General features: G+C 71.2%; 15 protein-coding genes. 7 read left to right on the top strand and 8 right to left on the bottom strand.

Features of this window, described 5'->3' with window-relative positions; translation table 11 throughout:
* The first annotated feature begins 81 nt into the window (after window positions 1-81).
* On the top strand, window positions 82-1,818 hold the full coding sequence (locus OG780_RS10270; RefSeq protein ID WP_328446854.1) for a DUF2264 domain-containing protein: 1,737 nt from the start codon (window positions 82-84) through the stop codon (window positions 1,816-1,818).
* 48 nt (window positions 1,819-1,866) lie between these two features.
* Entirely contained in the window at window positions 1,867-2,607 is a 741-nt protein-coding gene (locus OG780_RS10265) for a rhomboid family intramembrane serine protease (protein WP_328446852.1), read from the top strand.
* A 35-nt stretch (window positions 2,608-2,642) separates the two neighbouring features.
* Here OG780_RS10265 and OG780_RS10260 read toward each other — a convergent pair whose 3' ends face one another.
* Window positions 2,643-4,868, bottom strand: coding sequence for an MMPL family transporter (locus OG780_RS10260; protein WP_328446850.1), 2,226 nt, complete (start codon window positions 4,866-4,868; stop codon window positions 2,643-2,645).
* Window positions 4,869-4,972: 104 nt separating this feature from the next.
* On the opposite strand from OG780_RS10260, the gene OG780_RS10255 reads away from it, so the two are divergent.
* Window positions 4,973-5,725: a TetR/AcrR family transcriptional regulator gene (locus OG780_RS10255; RefSeq protein WP_328446848.1), complete on the top strand. Its 753-nt coding sequence runs from the start codon at window positions 4,973-4,975 to the stop codon at window positions 5,723-5,725.
* Window positions 5,726-5,986: 261 nt separating this feature from the next.
* Complete coding sequence (locus tag OG780_RS10250; RefSeq protein ID WP_328446846.1) at window positions 5,987-6,184, top strand: enoyl-CoA hydratase-related protein; 198 nt, start codon at window positions 5,987-5,989, stop codon at window positions 6,182-6,184.
* Window positions 6,185-6,276: 92 nt separating this feature from the next.
* On the opposite strand, the gene OG780_RS10245 is transcribed toward OG780_RS10250, so the two are convergent.
* Window positions 6,277-6,870: a TetR/AcrR family transcriptional regulator gene (locus OG780_RS10245; protein WP_328446844.1), complete on the bottom strand. Its 594-nt coding sequence runs from the start codon at window positions 6,868-6,870 to the stop codon at window positions 6,277-6,279.
* Window positions 6,871-7,117: 247 nt separating this feature from the next.
* Here OG780_RS10245 and OG780_RS10240 point away from each other — a divergent pair, with 247 nt between their 5' ends.
* Together OG780_RS10240 and OG780_RS10235 are read left to right on the top strand one after the other, a co-directional pair.
* On the top strand, window positions 7,118-8,827 hold the full coding sequence (locus OG780_RS10240; RefSeq protein ID WP_328446842.1) for a PHP domain-containing protein: 1,710 nt from the start codon (window positions 7,118-7,120) through the stop codon (window positions 8,825-8,827).
* Complete coding sequence (locus OG780_RS10235) at window positions 8,824-9,528, top strand: hypothetical protein (protein ID WP_328446840.1); 705 nt, start codon at window positions 8,824-8,826, stop codon at window positions 9,526-9,528. Before OG780_RS10240 ends, OG780_RS10235 begins: the two co-directional genes overlap by 4 nt.
* 55 nt (window positions 9,529-9,583) lie before the next feature.
* Here the strand turns inward: OG780_RS10235 and OG780_RS10230 are convergent, their stop codons facing one another.
* From OG780_RS10230 to OG780_RS10205, 6 genes are all read right to left on the bottom strand, one after another.
* Entirely contained in the window at window positions 9,584-12,517 is a 2,934-nt protein-coding gene (locus OG780_RS10230) for a glycoside hydrolase family 2 TIM barrel-domain containing protein (RefSeq protein WP_328446838.1), read from the bottom strand.
* 12 nt (window positions 12,518-12,529) lie between these two features.
* Window positions 12,530-13,423, bottom strand: a complete 894-nt coding sequence (locus tag OG780_RS10225) for a carbohydrate ABC transporter permease (RefSeq protein WP_328446836.1) — start codon at window positions 13,421-13,423, stop codon at window positions 12,530-12,532.
* Window positions 13,420-14,385 carry a carbohydrate ABC transporter permease gene (locus OG780_RS10220; protein WP_328446834.1) on the bottom strand — a complete coding sequence of 322 codons (966 nt, stop codon included), beginning with the start codon at window positions 14,383-14,385 and terminating at the stop codon, window positions 13,420-13,422. The genes OG780_RS10225 and OG780_RS10220 overlap by 4 nt, the downstream gene beginning before the upstream one ends.
* 20 nt (window positions 14,386-14,405) lie before the next feature.
* Complete coding sequence (locus tag OG780_RS10215) at window positions 14,406-15,665, bottom strand: ABC transporter substrate-binding protein (protein ID WP_328446832.1); 1,260 nt, start codon at window positions 15,663-15,665, stop codon at window positions 14,406-14,408.
* Between the two features lie 272 nt (window positions 15,666-15,937).
* Window positions 15,938-17,185 (bottom strand): ROK family transcriptional regulator, encoded by a 1,248-nt coding sequence (locus OG780_RS10210; RefSeq protein ID WP_328446830.1) that lies wholly within the window; start codon window positions 17,183-17,185, stop codon window positions 15,938-15,940.
* A 125-nt stretch (window positions 17,186-17,310) separates the two neighbouring features.
* Window positions 17,311-18,555: an FAD-binding protein gene (locus tag OG780_RS10205; protein WP_328446828.1), complete on the bottom strand. Its 1,245-nt coding sequence runs from the start codon at window positions 18,553-18,555 to the stop codon at window positions 17,311-17,313.
* A gap of 278 nt (window positions 18,556-18,833) precedes the next feature.
* Here OG780_RS10205 and OG780_RS10200 point away from each other — a divergent pair, with 278 nt between their 5' ends.
* On the top strand, window positions 18,834-19,811 hold the full coding sequence (locus OG780_RS10200; RefSeq protein WP_328446826.1) for a hydroxyacid dehydrogenase: 978 nt from the start codon (window positions 18,834-18,836) through the stop codon (window positions 19,809-19,811).
* Window positions 19,812-19,836 lie beyond the last annotated feature (25 nt).

The raw sequence follows: 19,836 nt of genomic DNA, 5'->3' as shown, positions 1-19,836 counted from the left end.
GCCCCAGGTATCCACCCCGGCCACCCGCCGGACACCCGGCGCGCGAGACGCCGGGCCCGGCCCGGACAGGAAGCCCGTGAGATGCCCGTCGAACCCGCCGAGGACCGCTCTCTCAGCCCGTACACCGGCCGCACCCGCGCCCATTGGGAGGCGACCGCCGATGCCCTGCTCGCCGCGGTCGCCCCGTACGCCACCGACGACCAGGCCCTCTACCACTTCCCCGGGGACCGCACGAGCAGCGCGGGCAGACTCTCCGACGGCCTGGAGGGCTACGCCCGTACGCTGCTGCTGGCGGGCTTCCGCCGTGACGAGAAGGTCCTGGAGCGGTACGCCCGGGGGCTGGCCGCCGGAACGGCGGGCGTCTGGCCCCGGGTCGAGGACCGCGGCCAGCCACTCGTCGAGGCCGCCTCGATCGCGCTGGCGCTGCGGCTGACCCGGCCCCTGCTGTGGGACCGGCTGGACGACGGCGTGCGGCAACGGGCCGCCGCATGGCTCGGTGACGCGCTGACAGCCGAACCCTGGCCCTGCAACTGGGAGTTGTTCCCGGTGACGGTCGGCGGCTTCCTCCAGGAGATCGGCTACGAGCCCGAGGCGTCGCGCGCCGCGATCGACCGCGGCCTGGAGCGCATCGAGCAGTGGTATCTCGGGGACGGCTGGTACACCGACGGCCGCGGGCGCAAGTTCGACTACTACAACGGCTGGGCGATGCACCTCTACCCGGTGCTGCACGCCTGGCTGGCGGACGACGCCCGGCTGCTCGACCTGTACGCCGGCCGCCTGGAGGCCCATCTCGGCGACTACGCCCGCCTGTTCGGCGGTGACGGCGCGCCGATGCTCCAAGGCCGCTCGCTCACCTACCGCTTCGCGGCCACCGCCCCCCTGTGGCTCGGCGCGCTCACCGGCCGCACGCCCCTGTCACCGGGCGAGACCCGGCGCCTCGCCTCCGGCGCCCTCGGCTACTTCCTCGACCGGGGCGCGGTGGACGGCGCCGGACTGCTCACCCTCGGCTGGCACGGGCCCGACGAGGCGCTCCTCCAGCACTATTCCGGCCCCGCCTCGCCGTACTGGGCGAGCAAGGCCTTCGTCGCCCTGCTGCTGCCCCCGGAGCACGAGGTCTGGACGGCCACGGAGGAACCGGGCCCGGCGGAACGCGTCGACGCCGTCACCCCGGTCGGACCGCCCAACTGGCTGCTCCAGTCGACACGTTCGGACGGGCTGGTCCGCCTCCACAACCACGGCAGCGAGGACGTCCGCTACGACCCCTACTACACGCGGCTCGCCTACTCGACGGTGACGGCGCCCTCCCCGTCGTACGACAACAGCGTGATCGTCGGTGCCGACACGGGCCGGACGCGGATCGTGCCGCTCGGCGTCGGTGAGGGCTGGGCGGCGTCCCGGCACACCGTCTCGGAGGGCGTCGAGGCCGGCTGCGTCGTGGTCGCGCGGGGGGCCGTGGAGGTCCGGGCCCACCTGGTGTCGGGCGCGGACCCCGGGACGCCGGTACGGGTCACGGGCTGGGCCGCGCACGACGGCGCGCGCTCCGAACTCCTGCCCGTGCACGGCCTGTCGGGAACGGGGGAGGGCGTCACCGAGGACGGCCCGTCCCTCTTCGTCGCGCTCGTCCGCCTCACGGCCGACCGGGACCCGCTCCCGCTCACGGACCTGGTGTCCGTGCGGGTGACGACGCCCGAGGACACGGGGTCCGGAGCGTACGACGTGACGGTGACCTGGGCCGCCGGAGGAACGGCCTGCTTCCGGTTCGACGGCAGCGGCGGAATCGCCCCCCTGAACGGCGGCGACGTCACCGCCGTTCCCTAGAGTTCGGAGTGAGGCGGAAACGGATCCGCCGGGGCAGGGGGGTGTGTCATGGGTGGTCCGGACGAGGGCCGGGGCGGCAGAGCGGACAGCGGCCCGGTGAACGCGGAGCAGATGATCGCGGAGGCGCGGAAGGCGTTCTTCGTGATGTTCGGTTTCCTGGCGATCGTCTGGCTGGTGCAACTGGCCAACTACGCCGACGATTACGCGTTCTCGCGCGACTACGGTCTGGTGTCGGGCGACATCGGCACGCTGCCCGACATACTCAGCGCGCCCTTCCTGCACTGGAGCTGGGCGCACATCGAGAGCAACTCCGGCCCGCTGTTCGTCTTCGGCTTCCTCGCCGCCTACCGAGGCGTGGCCCGCTTTCTCGGACTGAGCCTGCTGGTGGCGACGACCAGCGGGCTCGTGGTGTGGTTCTTCGAACGAGGCCATGTGGAAACGGTGGGCGCGAGCGGCCTGATCTTCGGCTACTTCGGTTACGTCGTGGTCCGCGGGATCTTCGACCGGCACCTGATCGACACCCTGATCGGTGTCGTCATGGCGGCATCCTTCGCCTACATGCTCACCGTCGCGGTACCCGGGACACCCGGGGTGAGCTGGCTCGGCCACCTCGGCGGCCTGATCGGCGGCCTGGCCGGAGCCTGGCTCTTCCGCGACCGTCACCCACGCCCCCTGCCGCCCACCCGATCCGACGGCGGAGGGTCTCCCGCCCGCCGCACCCCGAACCCGGACCCCACCAACCCGCGCGCGGACCTGCACAAGGAACTGGGCGATCTGGGGTTGCTCTAGCCGAGCGGTGGCCGCCCCGGGGTGCGGTCGCGTGGTCAGACCTCCGTCGAGTTCTTCAGGCGCGGTGGCTTCGACGCAGCCGCGGGCCGGGGCGCGGGACCGCCTTCGCTGAGACCGAACCGTCCGTGGAAGCTGCGCAGGAAGCCGGGCGCGTACCAGGCCGAGCGGCCGAGCAGGCGCATCGCGGCGGGGACGAGGACGCCGCGTACGGCGACGGCGTCGATGAGGATGGCCAGTCCGGCGCCGAGGCCGAACATCTGCATGAAGCTGACCTCGGCGGTGACGAAGGCGAAGAAACTCACCGCGAGCAGACAGGCCGCCGCGGTGACGATGCGTCCCGTGTGGCCGAGGCCGTCCCCGACGGCGGTCTCGGTGTCCTCGCCCTGGTCGTGGAGTTCCTTGATCCGGCTGGTGACGAACACCTCGTAGTCCATGGAGAGTCCGAAGGCGATGCAGACCATCAGCACGGTCATCGCTGTCTCCATCGGCTGCGCGGTGACGCCGAACAGGGAGGCGAGATGGCCGTCCTGGAAGATCCAGGTCACGACGCCGAGGGTCGCGCCCAGACTGATGACGTTGAGGACCAGCGCGCGCAGTGGCTGCACGACGCTGCCGGTGAACAGGAAGAGCAGGGCGAAGGTGGTGAGCGCCACCAGGCCCAGGGCGAGCGGGATCCGGCTGCCGACGGAGTGCTTGGAGTCGACCAGCGCTGCGTCGACTCCGCCGACCAGGGGCTGTGATCCGGCGGGCGGTGCGACCGCCCGCACGTTCTCGACCAGGCTCTGGGCGGCGTCCGACTTCGGTACCAGGTCGCTCACCACGTTGATCCGCTGCGCGTCGGGGCGGCTGAGGGCGGCGTCGCCGGCCGCGGTGGACCGACCGTCGACATAGGTTCCCGGGCCCGCCTCGACGCGGAGGACGCCCTTGAGCGCGGACAGTTCGGTCGCGTACGAGTCCAGCGAGGCCTTGTCCACCGGCTGGTCGATGACGACGTGGACGGCCGCGTCGTCACTTCCCTCGAACTTGTCCCGTAGCTCCGTGGCGACCTGGCGGCTCTGAGCGTCCTCGGGCAGCACGCGTTCGTCGGGCGTGCCGAGGCTGATGCCGAGCAGCGGGCTCGCGGCCAGCAGCAGCACCGCGAGCACGGGCAGCGCGGTGAGCGCGGGCCGCCGCATGACGGTGCGGGCCAGTCGTCCCCACAGGGGCGCCCGGGTGGCGACGCGCCCCGGCTTCGCCCACGGCAGCCGCCCGCTGTTGACCCGGTGCCCCAGGGTGACGAACAGCGCCGGCATCACGAACAGGGTGCCGACGGCCGCGATGGCGACGACACCGATTCCCGCGTAGCCGAACGACCGGAGGAAGTACTGCGGGAACACCAGGAGCGCGGCGAGCGCCACGGCCACCGTCGCGGCGGAGAACGCGATCGTACGGCCCGCGGTGCGCACGGTGTGCCGTACGGCGTCGTCCACGGCCTCCCCGATCGCGAGCCGCTCCCGGAACCGGCTGATCATCAGCAGGGCGTAGTCGATGCCGAGGCCGAGGCCCAGGGCCGTGGTCAGATTGGTCGCGTTGACGGAGACATCGGTGGCGCCCCCGAGGAGGGTCAGCTCGGCGAACGTACCCGCGATGGCGACGATCGCCACGACCAGCGGCAACAGGGCCGCGACCACGCTGCCGAAGACGAACAGGAGCAGGACGAGAGTCACCGGTACGGCGATTCCCTCGGCCAGCACGAGGTCCTTGGGCACCTGTGTCGACATGTCGTCGCTCACCGCGGCGCCGCCCCCGGCCCGTACGCCGAGCCCGCCCGCGTAAGGACCGGTGTATTTGTCGATGAGGGCCCTGGCGTTCTTCTCCCGCTGGGTGTCGTCACCCTTCACATGGGCGAGCACCAGGGCTTCGCGGCCGTCCCCGGAGCGGAGGGCCGGGCTGTCCGAGTCCCAGTACGAGACCACGTTCCGCAGGTTCCGCTCCGCCCTGAGGCCGGCCGCCAGGGCCCGGCCGCTCCGCTCGGCGGCCGACGTGTCGATGCGGCCCTTCTCCGCACGGACCATCAGGACCAGGTTCGTCTCCCCGCCGAACTTCCCGTCGATGACCTTCTCGGCCCGGCTGGACTGCGAGGCCGGGTCGTCGAACCCGCCCCCTTTCAGCTTGCCGAACACGCCGACGCCGAGGGCGCCCATGAGGACCACGGCAACGAAGGCGACGGCGAGTACCAACCGGGCCCGGCGGATGGCCAGTTCGGCCAAGCGGTCAAACATGACCGTTCTCCTTTGAGAGGGGAGTTCGACAGGGGAGGGGGGAACTGGCGCCACGAACGAAGTTAGCGGGCGGCAAAAACATTTGGCAGTGTTAGATTTTCCTCATGCCCGCACATGAATCCGTGACGGTTCCACCCCCGCCGTCCTCGCTGCGCCAGCGGCGCCGTGCGGTCGCCGTCCAGGAGATCCTGGACGCCGCCGAGCGCCACCTCGCCGAGCACGGGCCGCACGCGCTGTCCCTGCGCGCGATCGCCCGGGGACTGGGCATGACCGTGCAGGCGCTCTACCACTACTTTCCGAGCCGGGACGCCCTTGTCACGGCGCTCATCACCAAGGCGTACGACGACTTGGCCGACGCCGTTCGGGCCGCCGTCGACAACGGCGGGACCCAGGCGGACGGTTCGGTCCTGCCGGGCACGGTGGTCGCGGCCGAGGGCTATCGCAGATGGGCGATCGACAACCCGGAGCGGTTCCAGCTTCTCTACGGAACGCCGTTGCGGTACTACGCGGCCCCTCTCGACGGCCCGACCACCCGGGCGGTCCGCCGGATGGGCGCGGCCTTCCAGCGCGAGTTGTTCGGCGGATTCACCCCTGCGCAGCTCGCCGCGGCCGACGTCCCCCCGCTCTCACCCTCGCTCCGGGCCCACCTGGAACTCATGCCGGCGGAGAGCCCGGAAGCAGCCGTGCCGCCCGCCGCGACCGCTCTCTTCCTGAGCGCGTGGGGGCACCTGCACGGCCTGGTCATCCTGGAGGTGTTCGGCCACACGGACTTCCTCGGCGACCACCGGGCCGAGATCTTCCGGACGGCGATATTGAACCTGCTGGAGGATGTGCACCGCCGTATCTCCACCCCCTGAGCCGGAGAGACTGCGCTCCCGTGCCGTGCTGCGAGGAGATGTCGTGCAGGTGGCCACGGCGGGTGGCTGAAGCCGCCGCGAAGCCGGGGTCATCAGGAGAATCGGCCAGAGGCGGCACAGCGTGGCGGAACGTGCGAAAAGCTCACTCCCTGCACCGCGTCCACGAGAGGGACGGCCCCGAGCGATGACAGGAACAGAAAGGTCCCCGAGTACACCGCCGAGGCCGCGAAGGCCGGAGGCCCCGGCGATGCCTCCCTGGGCATGCTGTTCCGCAGACCGAGCCTGCTCCCGGCCGTCACCATCGCCAAGCTGCGCGGCCGTGTCCGGGGGGCGGGAAGTGAGTTCCTCCTCGCCTGCGACATGCGCTTCGCCTCCCGGGAGAACGCCCTCCTGGGCCGGCCCGAAGTGGGAATCGGAGCACCCCCGGCGCGGGCGCGATCCAGCACCTCACCCGGCTGATGGGCCGGGGCCGCGCACTGGAAGCCGTGCTGGCGTCGTCGCACAGTTGGTCTCCCCTGCCGGTTTCGTGGGCCCGGAGCGAGGGGCGCCGCTCAGGCCCCGTCCTCGGCGCGCGGCCAGTTCTCCAGGGTCACGTGCAGTGCGTCCAGCGCGTGTCTCCAGGACGTCTCCACGGAGCGCGGGGCGCCGAATCCGCCGATGGCCTCAAGGGCGCAGTAACCGTGGAACGTGCTGCGCAACAGGCGCACTGCGTCGGTGAGATCGGGCTCGGACAGACCGTAGGCGCGGAGCATTCCACAGGTGACCTCGGCGGTGACCTCCGCCGTGCGGCGGTACTCCGGCCGCTCCGCGACCAGGGCCGGGTCGGGCTGCGTGTGAGTGGCCCGGTAGCGGCCGGGCCGCTCCAGCGCGTAGGCGCGATAGGCGTCGGCGAAGGCGACGAGGGCGTCCTTTCCGGCCCGTCCGGCCACCGCGGTGGCGATCCTGTCGATCATCTCGCCGGACGCGAGCAGCGCCATGCGCTCGCGCAGCTCCCGGACGTTCCTCACATGCGCGTACATGCTCGCGTCCTTCACCCCGAACTGCCGGGCCAGCGCGGCCACCGTGACGTTCTCGAAGCCGATCTCGTCCGCGAGATCGGCCGCCGCCAGCACGACCCGCTCGGTCGTGAGTCCGGCACGAGCCATGAGGACCACCTTTTAGCCACGGAACATTTCCTGGGGAACCCAGGCAGAAGCCTAGTCCCGCATGGCCGCCGACTCCGCGGAATTCATGACGCAACGGACAGGGTGTGGAGCAACAGGCTTACAGGCAAAGCCAGTTGACCGTTCCAGGTCGCCCCATGAACACGAGGGGGCCGCCCGCCGTTCATGCGCCGCCCCGAACCTCCTCATGACGCGTCCGCAGGGGCGGGGCGGGATTCAGGAGGCGGTCATGGGCCACACGCACGGACACGAGCACGGGCATCACCATCACCACCCGCACGGCCACGAGGGCACGGGCACCACGCTGCCCGCCGCCTTCGACACCGCCGTGCCCGACGAGGCCCTCACCCCCGAGCAGCGGTCGCGCCGCTCCCTGCTGCGCCGCGCGGGACTGCTCGGCGCCGGCCTCGCCACCGCCGGCGTCCTCGCGCAGGGGGCCGCCACCCCCGCGTACGCCTCCACGGGCGGCCGGAGAAAGAACGGCTTCCTGTGGCTCGCCGGAGACCACCACATCCACACCCAGTACAGCAGCGACGGCAAGTACCGCGTCCGTGACCAGGTCCGGCAGGGCGCCGCGCACGGCCTGGACTGGATGGTCATCACCGACCACGGCAGCGAGACCCACGCCAAGATCGGTGTGGACAAGGTCAACCCGGACATCCAGGCGGCCCGGGAGGCCTACGGGGACACCCTCGTCTTCCAGGGCCTCGAATGGAACATCCCGGCCGCCGAGCACGGCACCGTCTTCGTCCACCCCGGCCGCAACGAGGTCGCGGTCCTCAAGCAGTTCGAGACCGACTACGACGGCAGCCTCAAGGGTGCCTCCGACTCGACGCCCGCCAACGAGGCGCTCGCCATCGCGGGCCTCGACTTCCTTGCCGAGCAGGTCCAGCGGCGCCGCGTCAAGGACATCCTGATGCTGGCCAACCACCCCGCCCGCAAGGGCCTCGACTCCCCGCACGAGATCCGTGCCTGGCGCGACGCGACCCCCGCGTCCCACCAGATCGCCGTCGGTTTCGAGGGCGCGCCGGGCCACCAGGGCGGCGGTATCGAGAAGACGTACGGCATGGGTGTCGCGCGCGGTCTGTACGACAACAGCCCGAGCGCCAACTCCTTCGCCGGGTACCCGCTGGAGAGTTACCGCACCTGGGGCGGCTTCGACTGGATGACCGCCACCGTCGGCGGCCTGTGGGACAGCCTCCTCGCCGAGGGCAAGCCCTGGTGGATCACCGCCAACTCCGACTCCCACCAGGTCTACACGGACACCGCCGTACGCGGCGGACCGGACAGCGACTTCACCGCCAACGGCAGGCACACCGACCCGGTCTACGGCGGCAGGATCGACACCACCCAGGGCGACTACTGGCCCGGCCAGTACAGCCGCACGCACGTGGGCTCCGACGGATTCTCCTACGCGGCCGTGATGGACGGCATCCGCGCCGGCCGGGTCTGGGTCGACCACGGGCAGCTCATCAGCGGCCTCGACGCGAGGATCTCCGGCGGCGGCCGCTGGGCCACCCTCGGCGGCGCCCTGCACGTACGCAAGGGCACCCGGGTCACGCTGACCGTGGACATCGGACTGGCCGGTGGCCCCAACTGGGCCGGCTTCGTACCCAAGTTGGCCCGCGTCGACGTCGTCCAGGGCGATGTCACGGGCGCTGCCTCCGACCGGGACACGTTCACCGCCCCCACCGCGCGGGTCGCCAAGTCCTACGAGGTGAACAAGTCGGCCGGCACGGTCCGGCTCACCTACGACCTCGGCGCCGTCGACCGCCCGGTGTACGTCCGGCTGCGCGGCACCGACGGCAACCGCTCCGCCGTCGGTCTGCGGGGCGCCTCGGTCGACCCGGCGGGTCCCGCCGTGGACGTCCTCGGCGACGCGGACCCGTGGAAGGACCTGTGGTTCTACTCCAACCCGGTGTGGGTCCTCCCGTCGTGAGCGAGCTGTACGTCGTCGGAGTCGACACCGGTCATACGGGAGCCCTGGGGGAGGCCGACCATCTGGTGCGCGCGCTCGCCGCGGAACTCGGCCTGCACGCCGACGTCGTGGGCTGCACGCACCACGTACGGGACGGGCGGCGGCCGCACACGGCGCTGTCCTTCGCCGTGCCGTCGGAGCGGACCGCCCGTGCGGCCTGGCGGTGGCTCACGGAGAACGGCTCCGGCAGGCCCGGCACCGGCACCATCGCCGGTTCCGGTGCCGGGGCCGGGGCCCAGGAAGGCGACGGGGGCGGAGAAGCCGGTGGGCCGGGTGCCGGTCCTGACGCCGGGACCGGCACCCTCCTGGGTGTCGCCTTCGGCGGCGACCGGCACGGGCCCGACGAACTCGCGGCCGGAGCCGCCCACGCGGCCGCCGAACACAGGGCGCGCACGGGCGGCCGTGCCGTCCTGTACCCGGGAGCCGACGCCCTGACCGGTGCCCTGACCGTCGCACGGCTGCTGGAGGTCTCCGCGGTGGACCAGGTCGCCGTGCTCGGCTCGCCCGAAGGGGCCGCCATGGAGGCGAGGCTGGTCACCCGCGACCACGTCCGCCCCGAGTGGCGCGACGGCCGTCTCGTCCTCGCGGCGATGCCGGCCGCCGGCGGCACCCTGGTGCCCTTCGAGGTCCCTGACCCGACACCCTGCTGCGCCGACCACTGACGGGTGCGGCCGGACGGCCGGAAAGAGCCGTCCGGCCACGCCCGGGCCGTGGGCCTCAGCCCTGGATCACGGAGAACACGAACGAGAACTCCGCCGGGGCTGCCCACAGTTGGTACTGCGGAAGGGCGCCGGGACCGCACGACTGGGAACCGATGCCCTGCTGGCCGTGATCGAGGTTGACCCAGACCGTGCCACCGGGGCGCAGATCCGTCAGATGGCCGGCCGCGTCCAGCTCCTCGGTCGTCCAGCGGCGCGCGGTGAACCAGAAGGCCGGGTCGCCCTCGATCCGCAGTCCGCCGATCTCGGCCCGGCGGACGTCCGGCCGGGCGCCGTTCTCCTGCGGGCGCACGTAGGGCGTCTGCATCGCGTCGACCGTCGACTCCCAATGCCCGTTCATGGCGGCCGCCCTGGTGTCCGGGTATCCCTCTCCGGGGCCGCCGCCGAGCCAGGTCACCCGGTCCGCGGAGCCCGGGAGGCCGAGCCGGACGCCGAGCCGGGGCAGCGGCAGTTCCCACCGGCCCTCCGGCGCCACGGACACGGTCAGCCGCAGCCGTGTGCCGTCGGAGGTCCAGCGGTACACCGTGCGCAGGCCCACGTCCCGCGCCGCGGGCGCCACCCGGGTGCGTACGGTCAGGGAGTCGTCGCCCGCCTCCACCGCGTCCAGACGGTGCCGCATCCGGTGCAGGCCCAGCGCGCGCCAGAGCGGGCCGTACCGGGCGTCCGGCTGCCAGTGCGCGCCGTTGTCGTTGTCGGTGGGGGCGCGCCACACGTCGAGTCGGGGTCCGGTGACCTCGATCCCGCCGAGGGACAGCAGTGCACCGGTGCGGCTGTCGAAGGTGCCCGGTCCGAGGACGATCACCCGTTCACCGGGGACCGGAACCGCGGACGGCGCGACGGCCGGTGACGCGGGCTCCGCCACGGGCAGTTGGGCCCAGGCGACGACATGGCCGCGCGGCCCCCACGCCGTCTCCTCGGCCAGTACGGCCCGGACCGTCCACTGTGCCCCGGCGCCGCGCGGATCCACGGGCGGTGCCGGGAGTTTGACGTCGGCAGACCGGCCCGGTGTCAGCGCGGGCACCGCGAGCGGGCCCGACTCGACGGTCTCGCCGTCCACTTGGTACGACCACTCGAAGGCCAGGCCGGAAAGGTCCGCGAAGTCGTACCCGTTGGTGACGCGCACGGTGCCGTCCCAGCCCGCGACGGTTTCCCGGCGCTCACCGGGCGGGGAGAAGGAGTCCCCGCCGTCGATGCGGACGGGCTCGATCACCTTCTTGTACTCGACGAGCCCGGGGGACGGCGTCCGGTCCGGGAAGACGAGTCCGTCGCACACGAAGTTCCCGTCGTGCAGCTCCTCGCCGAAGTCCCCTCCGTAGGCGAACCCGTGACGCCCGTCCCGGATGCCGTGGTCGATCCACTCCCAGACGAAGCCGCCCTGGAGACGCTCGTACGAGGTGAACAGGCGCTGGTAGTCGGCGATGCCGCCGGGGCCGTTGCCCATGGCGTGCCCGTATTCGCACAGGATGAAGGGAAGCCGGCGTCGCGTCGGTCCGCCGCCGTCCTGGTGCCGGCCGATCCGTTCGACCTCGGCGTGATCGGCGTACATGCGTGAGTAGACGTCCGTGTCGCGGCAGTCGTGGTCGCCCTCGTAGTGGATGAGCCGTGAACGGTCGCGGCCGCGGATCCACTCGGCCATCGCGGTCAGGCCGCGCCCGGTACCGGCCTCGTTGCCGAGGGACCAGAGGACGACCGACGGATGGTTCTTGTCGCGTTCGACCATGCGCGCGGCCCGGTCGAGCAGCGCGGGTGTCCAGCGGGGGTCGTCGACGGGGTTGTCGCGCCAGGCCTGTTCGGTGAAACCGTGGGTCTCCAGGTCGCACTCGTCGATGACCCACAGGCCGTAGGTGTCGCACAGGTCGAGGAAGGCGGGGTGCGGCGGGTAGTGCGAGGTGCGCACGGCGTTGATGTTGTGCCGCTTCATCAGCAGCACGTCGGCGAGCATGGTCTCCGGGTCGAGGGCGCGGCCCTTCTCCGGATGCCATTCGTGCCGGTTGACGCCCTTGAACAGGAGGGCCCTGCCGTTCACCTTGATCAGGCCGTCGCTGAGTTCGACCGTGCGGAATCCGACGCGCAGGGGGACGCGCTCGCCCTCGGTGACCAGTTCGCCGTCGTACAGCCGGGGTGTCTCGGCCGTCCAGGGCAGCACCGGGACGGTGACCGGTGTCCCGGTCGCGACATCGACGTCCAGGGCGGGCACGAGGACCCGCCCGTCGACGTCGGAGTCGACGCGCAGGGTCCCCAGGCCCTGGTGATGGTCGTAGGAGGCGTGCACGAAGAAGTCGAGCACGCTGCCCGGCGGGCGGTGCAGGAGGGTGACATCGCGGAAGACGCCCGGCAGCCACCACTGGTCCTGGTCCTCCAGATAGGAGCCCGCCGACCACTGGTGCACCCGGACCGCGAGCACGTTGCCGCCCGGCTTCAGCAGATGGCCCACGGCGAACTCGTGCGGCAGCCGCGAGCCCTTGAACACGCCGAGGTCCGTGCCGTTCAGCCAGACCCGGGCACAGGACTCGACCCCGTCGAAGCGCAGGACCGCACCACCGTCCGCGGGCCAGTCCGAGGGCAGGTCGAAGCGGCGCAGGTGGTCGCCGGTCGGGTTCTCGGTCGGTACCCGCGGCGGGTCGACGGGGAACGGGTAGAGGTGGTTGGTGTAGATGGGCGATCCGTGACCTTGCAGCACCCAGTGGCCGGGGACCTCCACCTCGGCCCAGCCCGCGGGCTCGTACCCCTCGGCCGCGAACGAGTCGTCCTCGGCGTCGGCGGTGGGCGAGAGGCGGAAGTCCCAGCCGCCGTTCAGGGAGAGGGACCGGGCGTCCGAGGCCGCGTACCAGGCGCGGGGCGGAAGGACGCCGGCGCCGGGGGAGACGTCCTCGACGTGATCGGTGGGTGACGGGGGAGAGGCGGGTGCTCCTTCGGCGATGCGGAAAGACATGCGTCTCCTAGTTCAGCCCTTGATGCCGGTCTGCGCGATTCCCTGGACCAGCCAGCGCTGGAGGAAGAGGAACACGAACACCAGGGGCAGGATGGAAATGGCCGTGGCCATGAAGATCAGATGGAAGTTGACGGTCTGGTTCGTCATGTACGAGGACAGCGCGACCTGGACGGTCCAGGCGTCGGGGTCCTGGCCGATGACCAGCGGCCACAGGAAGGCGTTCCAGCCGCTGATGAACGTGATGGTCGCGATCGCGGCGAAGAAGTTGAGGGAGTTGGGCACGACGACGCGCCAGTACGCGCCCCAGTAGCCGAGCCCGTCCATGCGCGCCGCCTCCTCCAGCTCCTTCGGGAACCCCAAGAAGTACTGCCGGAAGAGGAAGCACGTGAAACCGCTGAAAAGCCCCGGAATGATGAGGCCGCGAAGACTGTCCACCCAGCCGAGCGACGACACGAGCACGAAGCTCGGCACGAAGGTCACGGCGGAGGGGACCATCAGGGTCACCAGCACCGCGTAGAAGACCTTGTCGGCGTGCCGGTACGGGATCCGCGCGAGGCCGTAGCCGGCGAGCGAGCAGACCAGCAGGGTGCCCAGGGTGTGCAGCACTCCGACGACGGCGGAGTTCCACAGGGAGCGGGCGAAGGGGACGGTGGGGTCGTCGAACAGCTCGCCGATGTTGCCCCACTTGAGGTCGGTGGGGAAGAACTGCCAGTTCTCGCCGGTGATGGCGGCGTCGGTGGACAGGGCGTTGCGCACGAGCAGATAGAAGGGGACCAGGAAGAGCAGACCGGCGACCCCGGTGGCGATGTACAGGCCGGTGCTGCCGAGGGTCCCGCCCCGGCCGGTCCGCCGGTGCTTCCGCGGCGCGGCGGCGTGGGTTCCGCGGTTCGGTGCGACGGCGGTCATTCGGCCCTCTCCCCGCGTCCGAATCCCATGAACGTGCCCTGGAGCAGGGTCACCATGCAGATCAGCAGGGTGAGGATGACCGCGCCCGCGCTGCCCGCTCCGTAGTCCTGCGCCTGGCCCAGCGCCGTGTAGTACAGCTCGACGAGCGGCGGCCGGCCCCAGGTGGTCTTCGACAGCAGGTTGAAGAACTCGTCGAAGGCCTGGTAGGCGGCCACGAGGAGCAGCAGGATCACGGCCGTCGAGGTGGCCCGCAGTTGCGGCAGGGTGATGTGGCGGAAGGACTGCCAGCCGGGACCGGCACCGTCGATCGCGGCGGCCTCGTAGAGCTCCGGCGGGATGTTCTGCAGGGCGGCCAGGAAGAGGATCATGTAGAAGCCGGCCTGGAGCCAGAGCCGCGCGCTCACGATGACCAGCCAGTACCAGGGCGGGTCGGGGTCGGCCAGCCAGGCGATGTTCTCGACCCCGAACCAGCCGAGCACGGTGTTCATCAGACCGAAGCGGACCCCGCTGAAGATGGACATCTTCCAGATCAGCGAGGCGGCGACGTAGCTGCACGCGGTCGGCAGGAAGAACACCGACCGGAAGAACGCCCTCATGAACCGCAGCCGGTTCACCATCAGCGCCAGGCCCAGGGAGAGCGCCCAGGTCAGCGGCACGATGAAGGCGGCGAAGACGGTGAACGTCACGAGCGAGCCGGTGAAGTTGCCGTTCTCCAGCATCTGCCGGTAGTTGTCGAAGCCGACGAACGTGTCGGGGGTGACGGTGAAGCGTGCCTCGAAGAAGCTCAGCCACAGACTCCAGCCGATCGGCACGTACACGAAGACGATCAGGCCGATGAGGAAGGGGCCGGTGAAGAGCCAGAAGTTGACGGTGCTGCCGTCCCGCCGGAACCGCCGGGGCCGGGCCGTTGTGGCCTCGGCCGGGGCGGAGCGCGGGACTTCGTGCGACGTGGTGGTCGACATGTCGGGGTCCGTCCGCCGGTCTATCCGAAGAGCTTCTTCAGCTCGCGGTTGACGGTCACGTCCGCCTTGTCGAGCGCGGCCTCCGGATCGCCGTCCTTGCGGACGCAGTTGGCGAAGACGTCCTCAAGCGCGGTGATCATGGACTGGGTCCAGCCGATGTTGTCGAAGTGCCCGTACTGGCCGAAGAGTTCGACTCCCTCGGCGGGCAGGCCGGACTTGAGCTTGGTGGCGGAGGCGGCGAGCGAGGAACGCGGCGGGATGTGGAAGCCGTACGACAGCGACCAGTCCTCCTGGTACTTCTTCTGGTCGATCCAGAGCCACTTCACGTACTCCTTGGCCAGGTCGACGTGTCTGCTCTTGGCGTTGACGAACATCGACCAGCCGCCGTTGTAGACGGACGGTTTGCCCGCGTCGGTGACCTTCGGGAAGGGGAAGACCCCGATGTCGTCGCCGAGCGCCTTCTGTATCTGCGGCATCGCCCACATCCCGCAGAACTGCATCGCGCACAGGCCCTGGTTGATCGCCGACGGGTCCCAGTAGTCGGCGGGGGCGTCGAGGAGCAGGTGGCCGCTGGTGAAGAGCTTCCGCATCGCCGTCAGCCCCTCCTTGACCCCCTCGGTGTGGTAGGCGATCTGGTTCTTGTCGTCGAGGGTGTCGGCGCCCGCGGACCAGATCATCGGGTTGATGACCGCGTGCAGGTCGTTGCCGATGAACAGGCCCTTGACCTTGCCGGTCGTCAGCTTCGCCGCGGCCTCGCTGAGTTCGTCGAGCGTGGTCGGTACCTTGACCCCGGCCTTCTCCAGCAGGGAGGGCCGGTAGAAGAAGAACTGGGGGTCGTCGATCATCCGGACGCCGTAGATCTTCCCGTCGACCGTGTGCGAGGCGATGTCGGCCGGGTTGAAGTCGTCCTTGACCGGACCCACGATGTCGCTCAGGTCCGCCACCTGGCCGCTCCTGACCAGCTGGATCTGCGGGTGGAACTCGAAGACGTCGGGCGCGTTCTCGGTGAGCAGCGAGGCGAACAGCTTGCTCTCGAAGTCGCTGCCCGTGATCCACTGCGTGGTCACCTGCGCCTTGTCGTAGGCCTTCGCGTACTTCTTGACGGCCTGCTCGGTGCCCGCCTCCCCGTAGGCATGGAAGTACTGGACCAGCTCCTGCGAACCCCCGCCCCCGGAACGCCCGTTGTTGCCGCCGCAGGCGGCCAGCGGCCCGAGGGCGGCGAGGCCGGCGGCGGCCCGCAGTACGGATCGACGGTCCCAGTTGCTGCTCAATGCCGACATGGTGACGTCCTTGTCTTGTAGGCGGTTTGAGTGCGCTGTGCATGCCGGCCGCGGGCGACCGCGGCTCGAACGGGCCGTGCGGTGCGGGACGTTAACCTTCCGCTAAGGCTTCGGCAAGGGGTTGGACGAAGTCGGCGTGAAGCGTTGCCGGGGGTTCGGGATACCGGACGCCATGGGTCCCGTGCCACCGGGGCGGCGGACCGCGACCGGTCAACTCGCCGCGATATTGCGGTACTTGGATCAGGTCGTACCGTTGGAGCCGCCTCCGGCGCTCACGCCGGAGGTGCTGTACGGCTCCTGGCGGGGGCGGTCCGCCTGGCCGGCCGCTGACCGACCGACTGGAGCGCGCCTTCGAGGGCGAACGTGGCGGCGCCCAGGCAGACCGGGTCCGTGGGGATGGGGGAGAGGACGATCTCCGTGGCCGCGAGCGGACGCCGCAGCGCGTGCCGGGCGACGGCCTCACGCACTTCGCGCAGCAGCGGTTCCCCGAGCGTGGCCGCGACCCAACTGCTCAGCACGACCACTTCGGGGTTGAGCAGATTGACCAGGTCGGAGATCCCGGCGCCGAGATAACGGGCGGTGTCGCGCACGACCTTGAGGGCGACCGGGTCCTGCGCGGCGACACCCGACGCGAGGGCGTCGATCGTGGCGGTCTGGTCCTCCGGGTGCAGCAGAGCGCTCCTGGGGCTCAGCTCCCGCAGGTTCAGCATGATTCCGGGAGCCCCGACATACGTCTCCACGCAGCCGTGGTTGCCGCAGTGGCACAGCCGGCCGTCCAGCACGAGGGTGGTGTGGCCCCACTCGCCGGCGCTGTTGCTGACCCCCCGGTGCAGCCCGCCGCCGAGCGCGAGACCGGCGCCCACGCCCGTGCCCAGATTGACCACGACGGCGTCACCGCGGCCACGGGCCGCGCCGAACCACAACTCGGCGACTGCGCAGGCGCGCAGCGGGTTGTCGAGGTACAGCGGGTAGGCGATGTGCTCCGCGAGCAGTTCGAGCAACGGCACGTCGTGCCAGTCCCAGTTGGGCGCGTACTCCGCGATCCCGGTGTCGCGGTCGACCTGCCCCGGGACGCTGACGCCCACGCCCAGGACCCGGGCGCCCTCCACCCCGGCCTGCGCGACCACCGAGCCGACGGCGGCCGCGACATGCCCGACGACCTGTTCCGGGCGGCTCTCGCCGGGTCGCATGTCCTCGTCGGCGCGGGCCAGCACGTTCAGGGCCAGGTCGAACAGTTCGACACGGACGTACGTCTCCGCGATGTCGACACCGATGAGGGCGCCCCCGGCCGCGTTGACCGCCACCAGCCCCCGGGGACGGCCGCCCGCCGAGTCCTCGAACCCGACCTCGGTCAGCATCCTGAGGTCGAGCAGCTCACCGACGAGCGTGGCGACCGTGGCCAGACTGAGCCCGGTCGCCGCCGCCAACTCCTGCCGCGAGGTCGGGGATTCGGCGATGATCTGGCGCAGCACCTCGTACCGGTTCGCGGTGCGGATGTCGCGTGATGTGCCGCGCTTCATGGGACTCCCCTCCCGTGCACCGGTTGCCCGGCCCCGGTGCCGCGCCAGGCTATGGCCCGTCGGAGACTTTCGACAAGGGGTTAGGAAATGGGGTGGAGGAAGGGGCGGGGAAGGGGCGGGGAAGGTCAGAGGGCCGGGTGGAGAAAGTCCCGCACGAAGGCGTTGATGAACGTGCCCGCCGGGTCGAGTTCGTCGGCCAGCGCCCTGAACTCGGCCAGCCGCGGCGACCGTTCGCGCAGCACCGCCGACGGCACCGTGAAGACCTTGCCCCAGTGCGGCCGCGGCCCGAACGGCTCCAGCGCCCGCTCGACCAGGCGTACCACCGGCAGGACGGCCTCGGTGTCCTCGACCCAGGTGAAGTGCACCGCCACGGTGTCCCGGCCGTAGGCCGGACTCAGCCACTGGTCGTCGGCGGCCACGGTCCGCACCTCACAGATCTGGAGCAGCGGCGCGATCGTCCCGCGGATCGCGTCCAGCGCGTGCAGCGCCGCCGTCGCGTCCGAGCGCGCCAGCAGATACTCCGACTGGAGCTCGGCCCCGCTGCTCGGGGTGAACTCGGCCCGGAAGTGCGGCAGCCGCTCGTGCCAGGGCCCCGGGACCCCCAGCTGCTCGGTGCAGTTGCGGGCGGGCATGCCCGGCACCGGATGCATGGCCTCGGTCGCGGGAGCCGCCCACCCGAAGTCCGGCGACGGCTGGTCCGTGCGCCGTTTGAGCCACACCTGCCGGAAACCGGGGCGGCCCCAGTCGGTGAACAGGCTCACGCTGTAGGCGGAGGCCGCGACCGTCTCGAAGTCCAGCCCCTCCAGCGGCAGTTCGGTGAACACGTGCTGGCTCACCTCGAAGTCCGGTTCCAGGTCGAGGGTGAGCGCGGTGACCACACCGAGCGCGCCCAGCGAGGTGACGGCGCCGCCGAACCGCTCCTCGCCCCGGCCGATCACCAGGGAGGAGCCGTCCGCCGTGACCAGCTCGACCTCGCGCACGGCGGAGGCGAGAGACCCGTTCGTGACCCCGGACCCATGGGTGCCGGTGGCGACGGATCCCGCCACCGAGATGTGCGGAAGCGAGGCCATGTTGTGCAGCGCGAGTCCGTGCTCGTGCACCCGGCGGGCGAGTTCGGCGTACCGGACACCGCCGGAGACCCGCACCGTACGGGCCGTCGTGTCGACGTCCACCGTGGGCGGCAGCGCGGTCAGCGACAGGAGGACACCGTCGGCGCCCGGCTCGGCGATCTCGTTGAACGAGTGCCCGCTGCCCAGCACCCGGACGCGGGAGCTGTCCGCGACCAGCGCGCGCAGCGCGTCGAGCGAGGGGGGCCGGTGCAGCTCCTTGGCCGCGTACGTGATGTTGCCGGCCCAGTTGGTCAGGGTCATCCCTGTCGTCCCTCCCCGGGAAGTCGCTGAACGTGGCCCGTGCGATGACCACCCGGGGAACGTACCTTGCCGGTCCGCCCAGGTGGCAGACCTGCCCGTTGACCCGCTCGCGTGGCGCGGTCTACCGTAGAAAGCGGTTGCTGTCCTCGGCGTCACCGAACCGGAAGGCCACTTCCTTGCCCGAGCGTCCCGTGGTGATGCCGTCCGAGCGTCCAGTGGCAGGGCCCTCCGGGCATCCGGCGGAGCTGTCCTCCGGACGGCCTGTGGCGATGTTCGCCATGACCCCGGGGAACGTGACACGGATCTTCCCCCCGGACACGCTCGCGCGGCTGCGCGAGCTGCTGGACATCGATCTCTCCTCGGTGGCGGGCGACTTCACCGGGCCACGGGCACGGGCCCGTCTCGCCGAGACCGAGATCCTGATCACCGGCTGGGGGTGCCCCGTGCTCGACGCGGACACGCTCGACGCGGCCCCGAAGCTCAGAGCCGTACTGCACGCCGCCGGTTCCGTGAAGAGCTTCGCGACACCGGAGGTGTGGGAGCGCGGCATCGTCGTCTCCTCGGCCGCCGCCGCGAACGCGCTGCCCGTCGCCGAGTACACGCTCGCCATGATCCTTCTCGCGGGCAAGGACGTCTTCGCCCACCGGGAACGCCTGCGCGCCGAACGCGCCTTCCCCTACGGCGAGATCCTGCCCGGCATCGGCAACTTCGGCCGCCGCGTCGGCATCGTGGGCGCCTCCCGCATCGGCAGACGCCTCATCGAACTGCTCCGCCCCTTCGACCTGTCGGTGAGCCTCTCCGATCCCTACGTCGACGAGGCCGGGGCGGCCGCGCTCGGTGTCCCCCTGCTGCCGCTCGACGAACTGCTCGCCGGCAGCGACATCGTCACGGTCCACGCCCCGCAGACCCCAAAGACATGGCATCTGATCGGCCGCCGCGAACTCGCCCTGATGCCCGCCGGGTCGGTTCTCATCAACACCGCGCGCGGCTCCCTGGTCGACCACGGTGCCCTGATCGAGGCACTGCGCGCCGAGCACGTCAGCGCGATCCTCGACGTCACGGATCCCGAGCCGCTGCCCGCCGACTCCCCGCTGCACGACCTCCCGAACGCGTTCATCACACCCCACCTGGCCGGTTCGCAGGGCAACGAGGTCGCCCGCCTCGGCCTGACCGTGCTGGAGGAGGCCGAACGGCTGCTGTCCGGGAAGGCGCCGGAATTCCGGGTCGACCGGGAGGACCTGGACCGGACCGCCTGACGGCAGCCTTCCTCGGCCGCGGGGC

It is taken from the genome of Streptomyces sp. NBC_00386 (assembly GCF_036063235.1).
In the GTDB taxonomy this organism is placed as follows: domain Bacteria; phylum Actinomycetota; class Actinomycetes; order Streptomycetales; family Streptomycetaceae; genus Streptomyces.
Note: the sequence above shows the minus strand (reverse complement) of the source record. Positions and strands in the feature narration are given on the sequence as shown.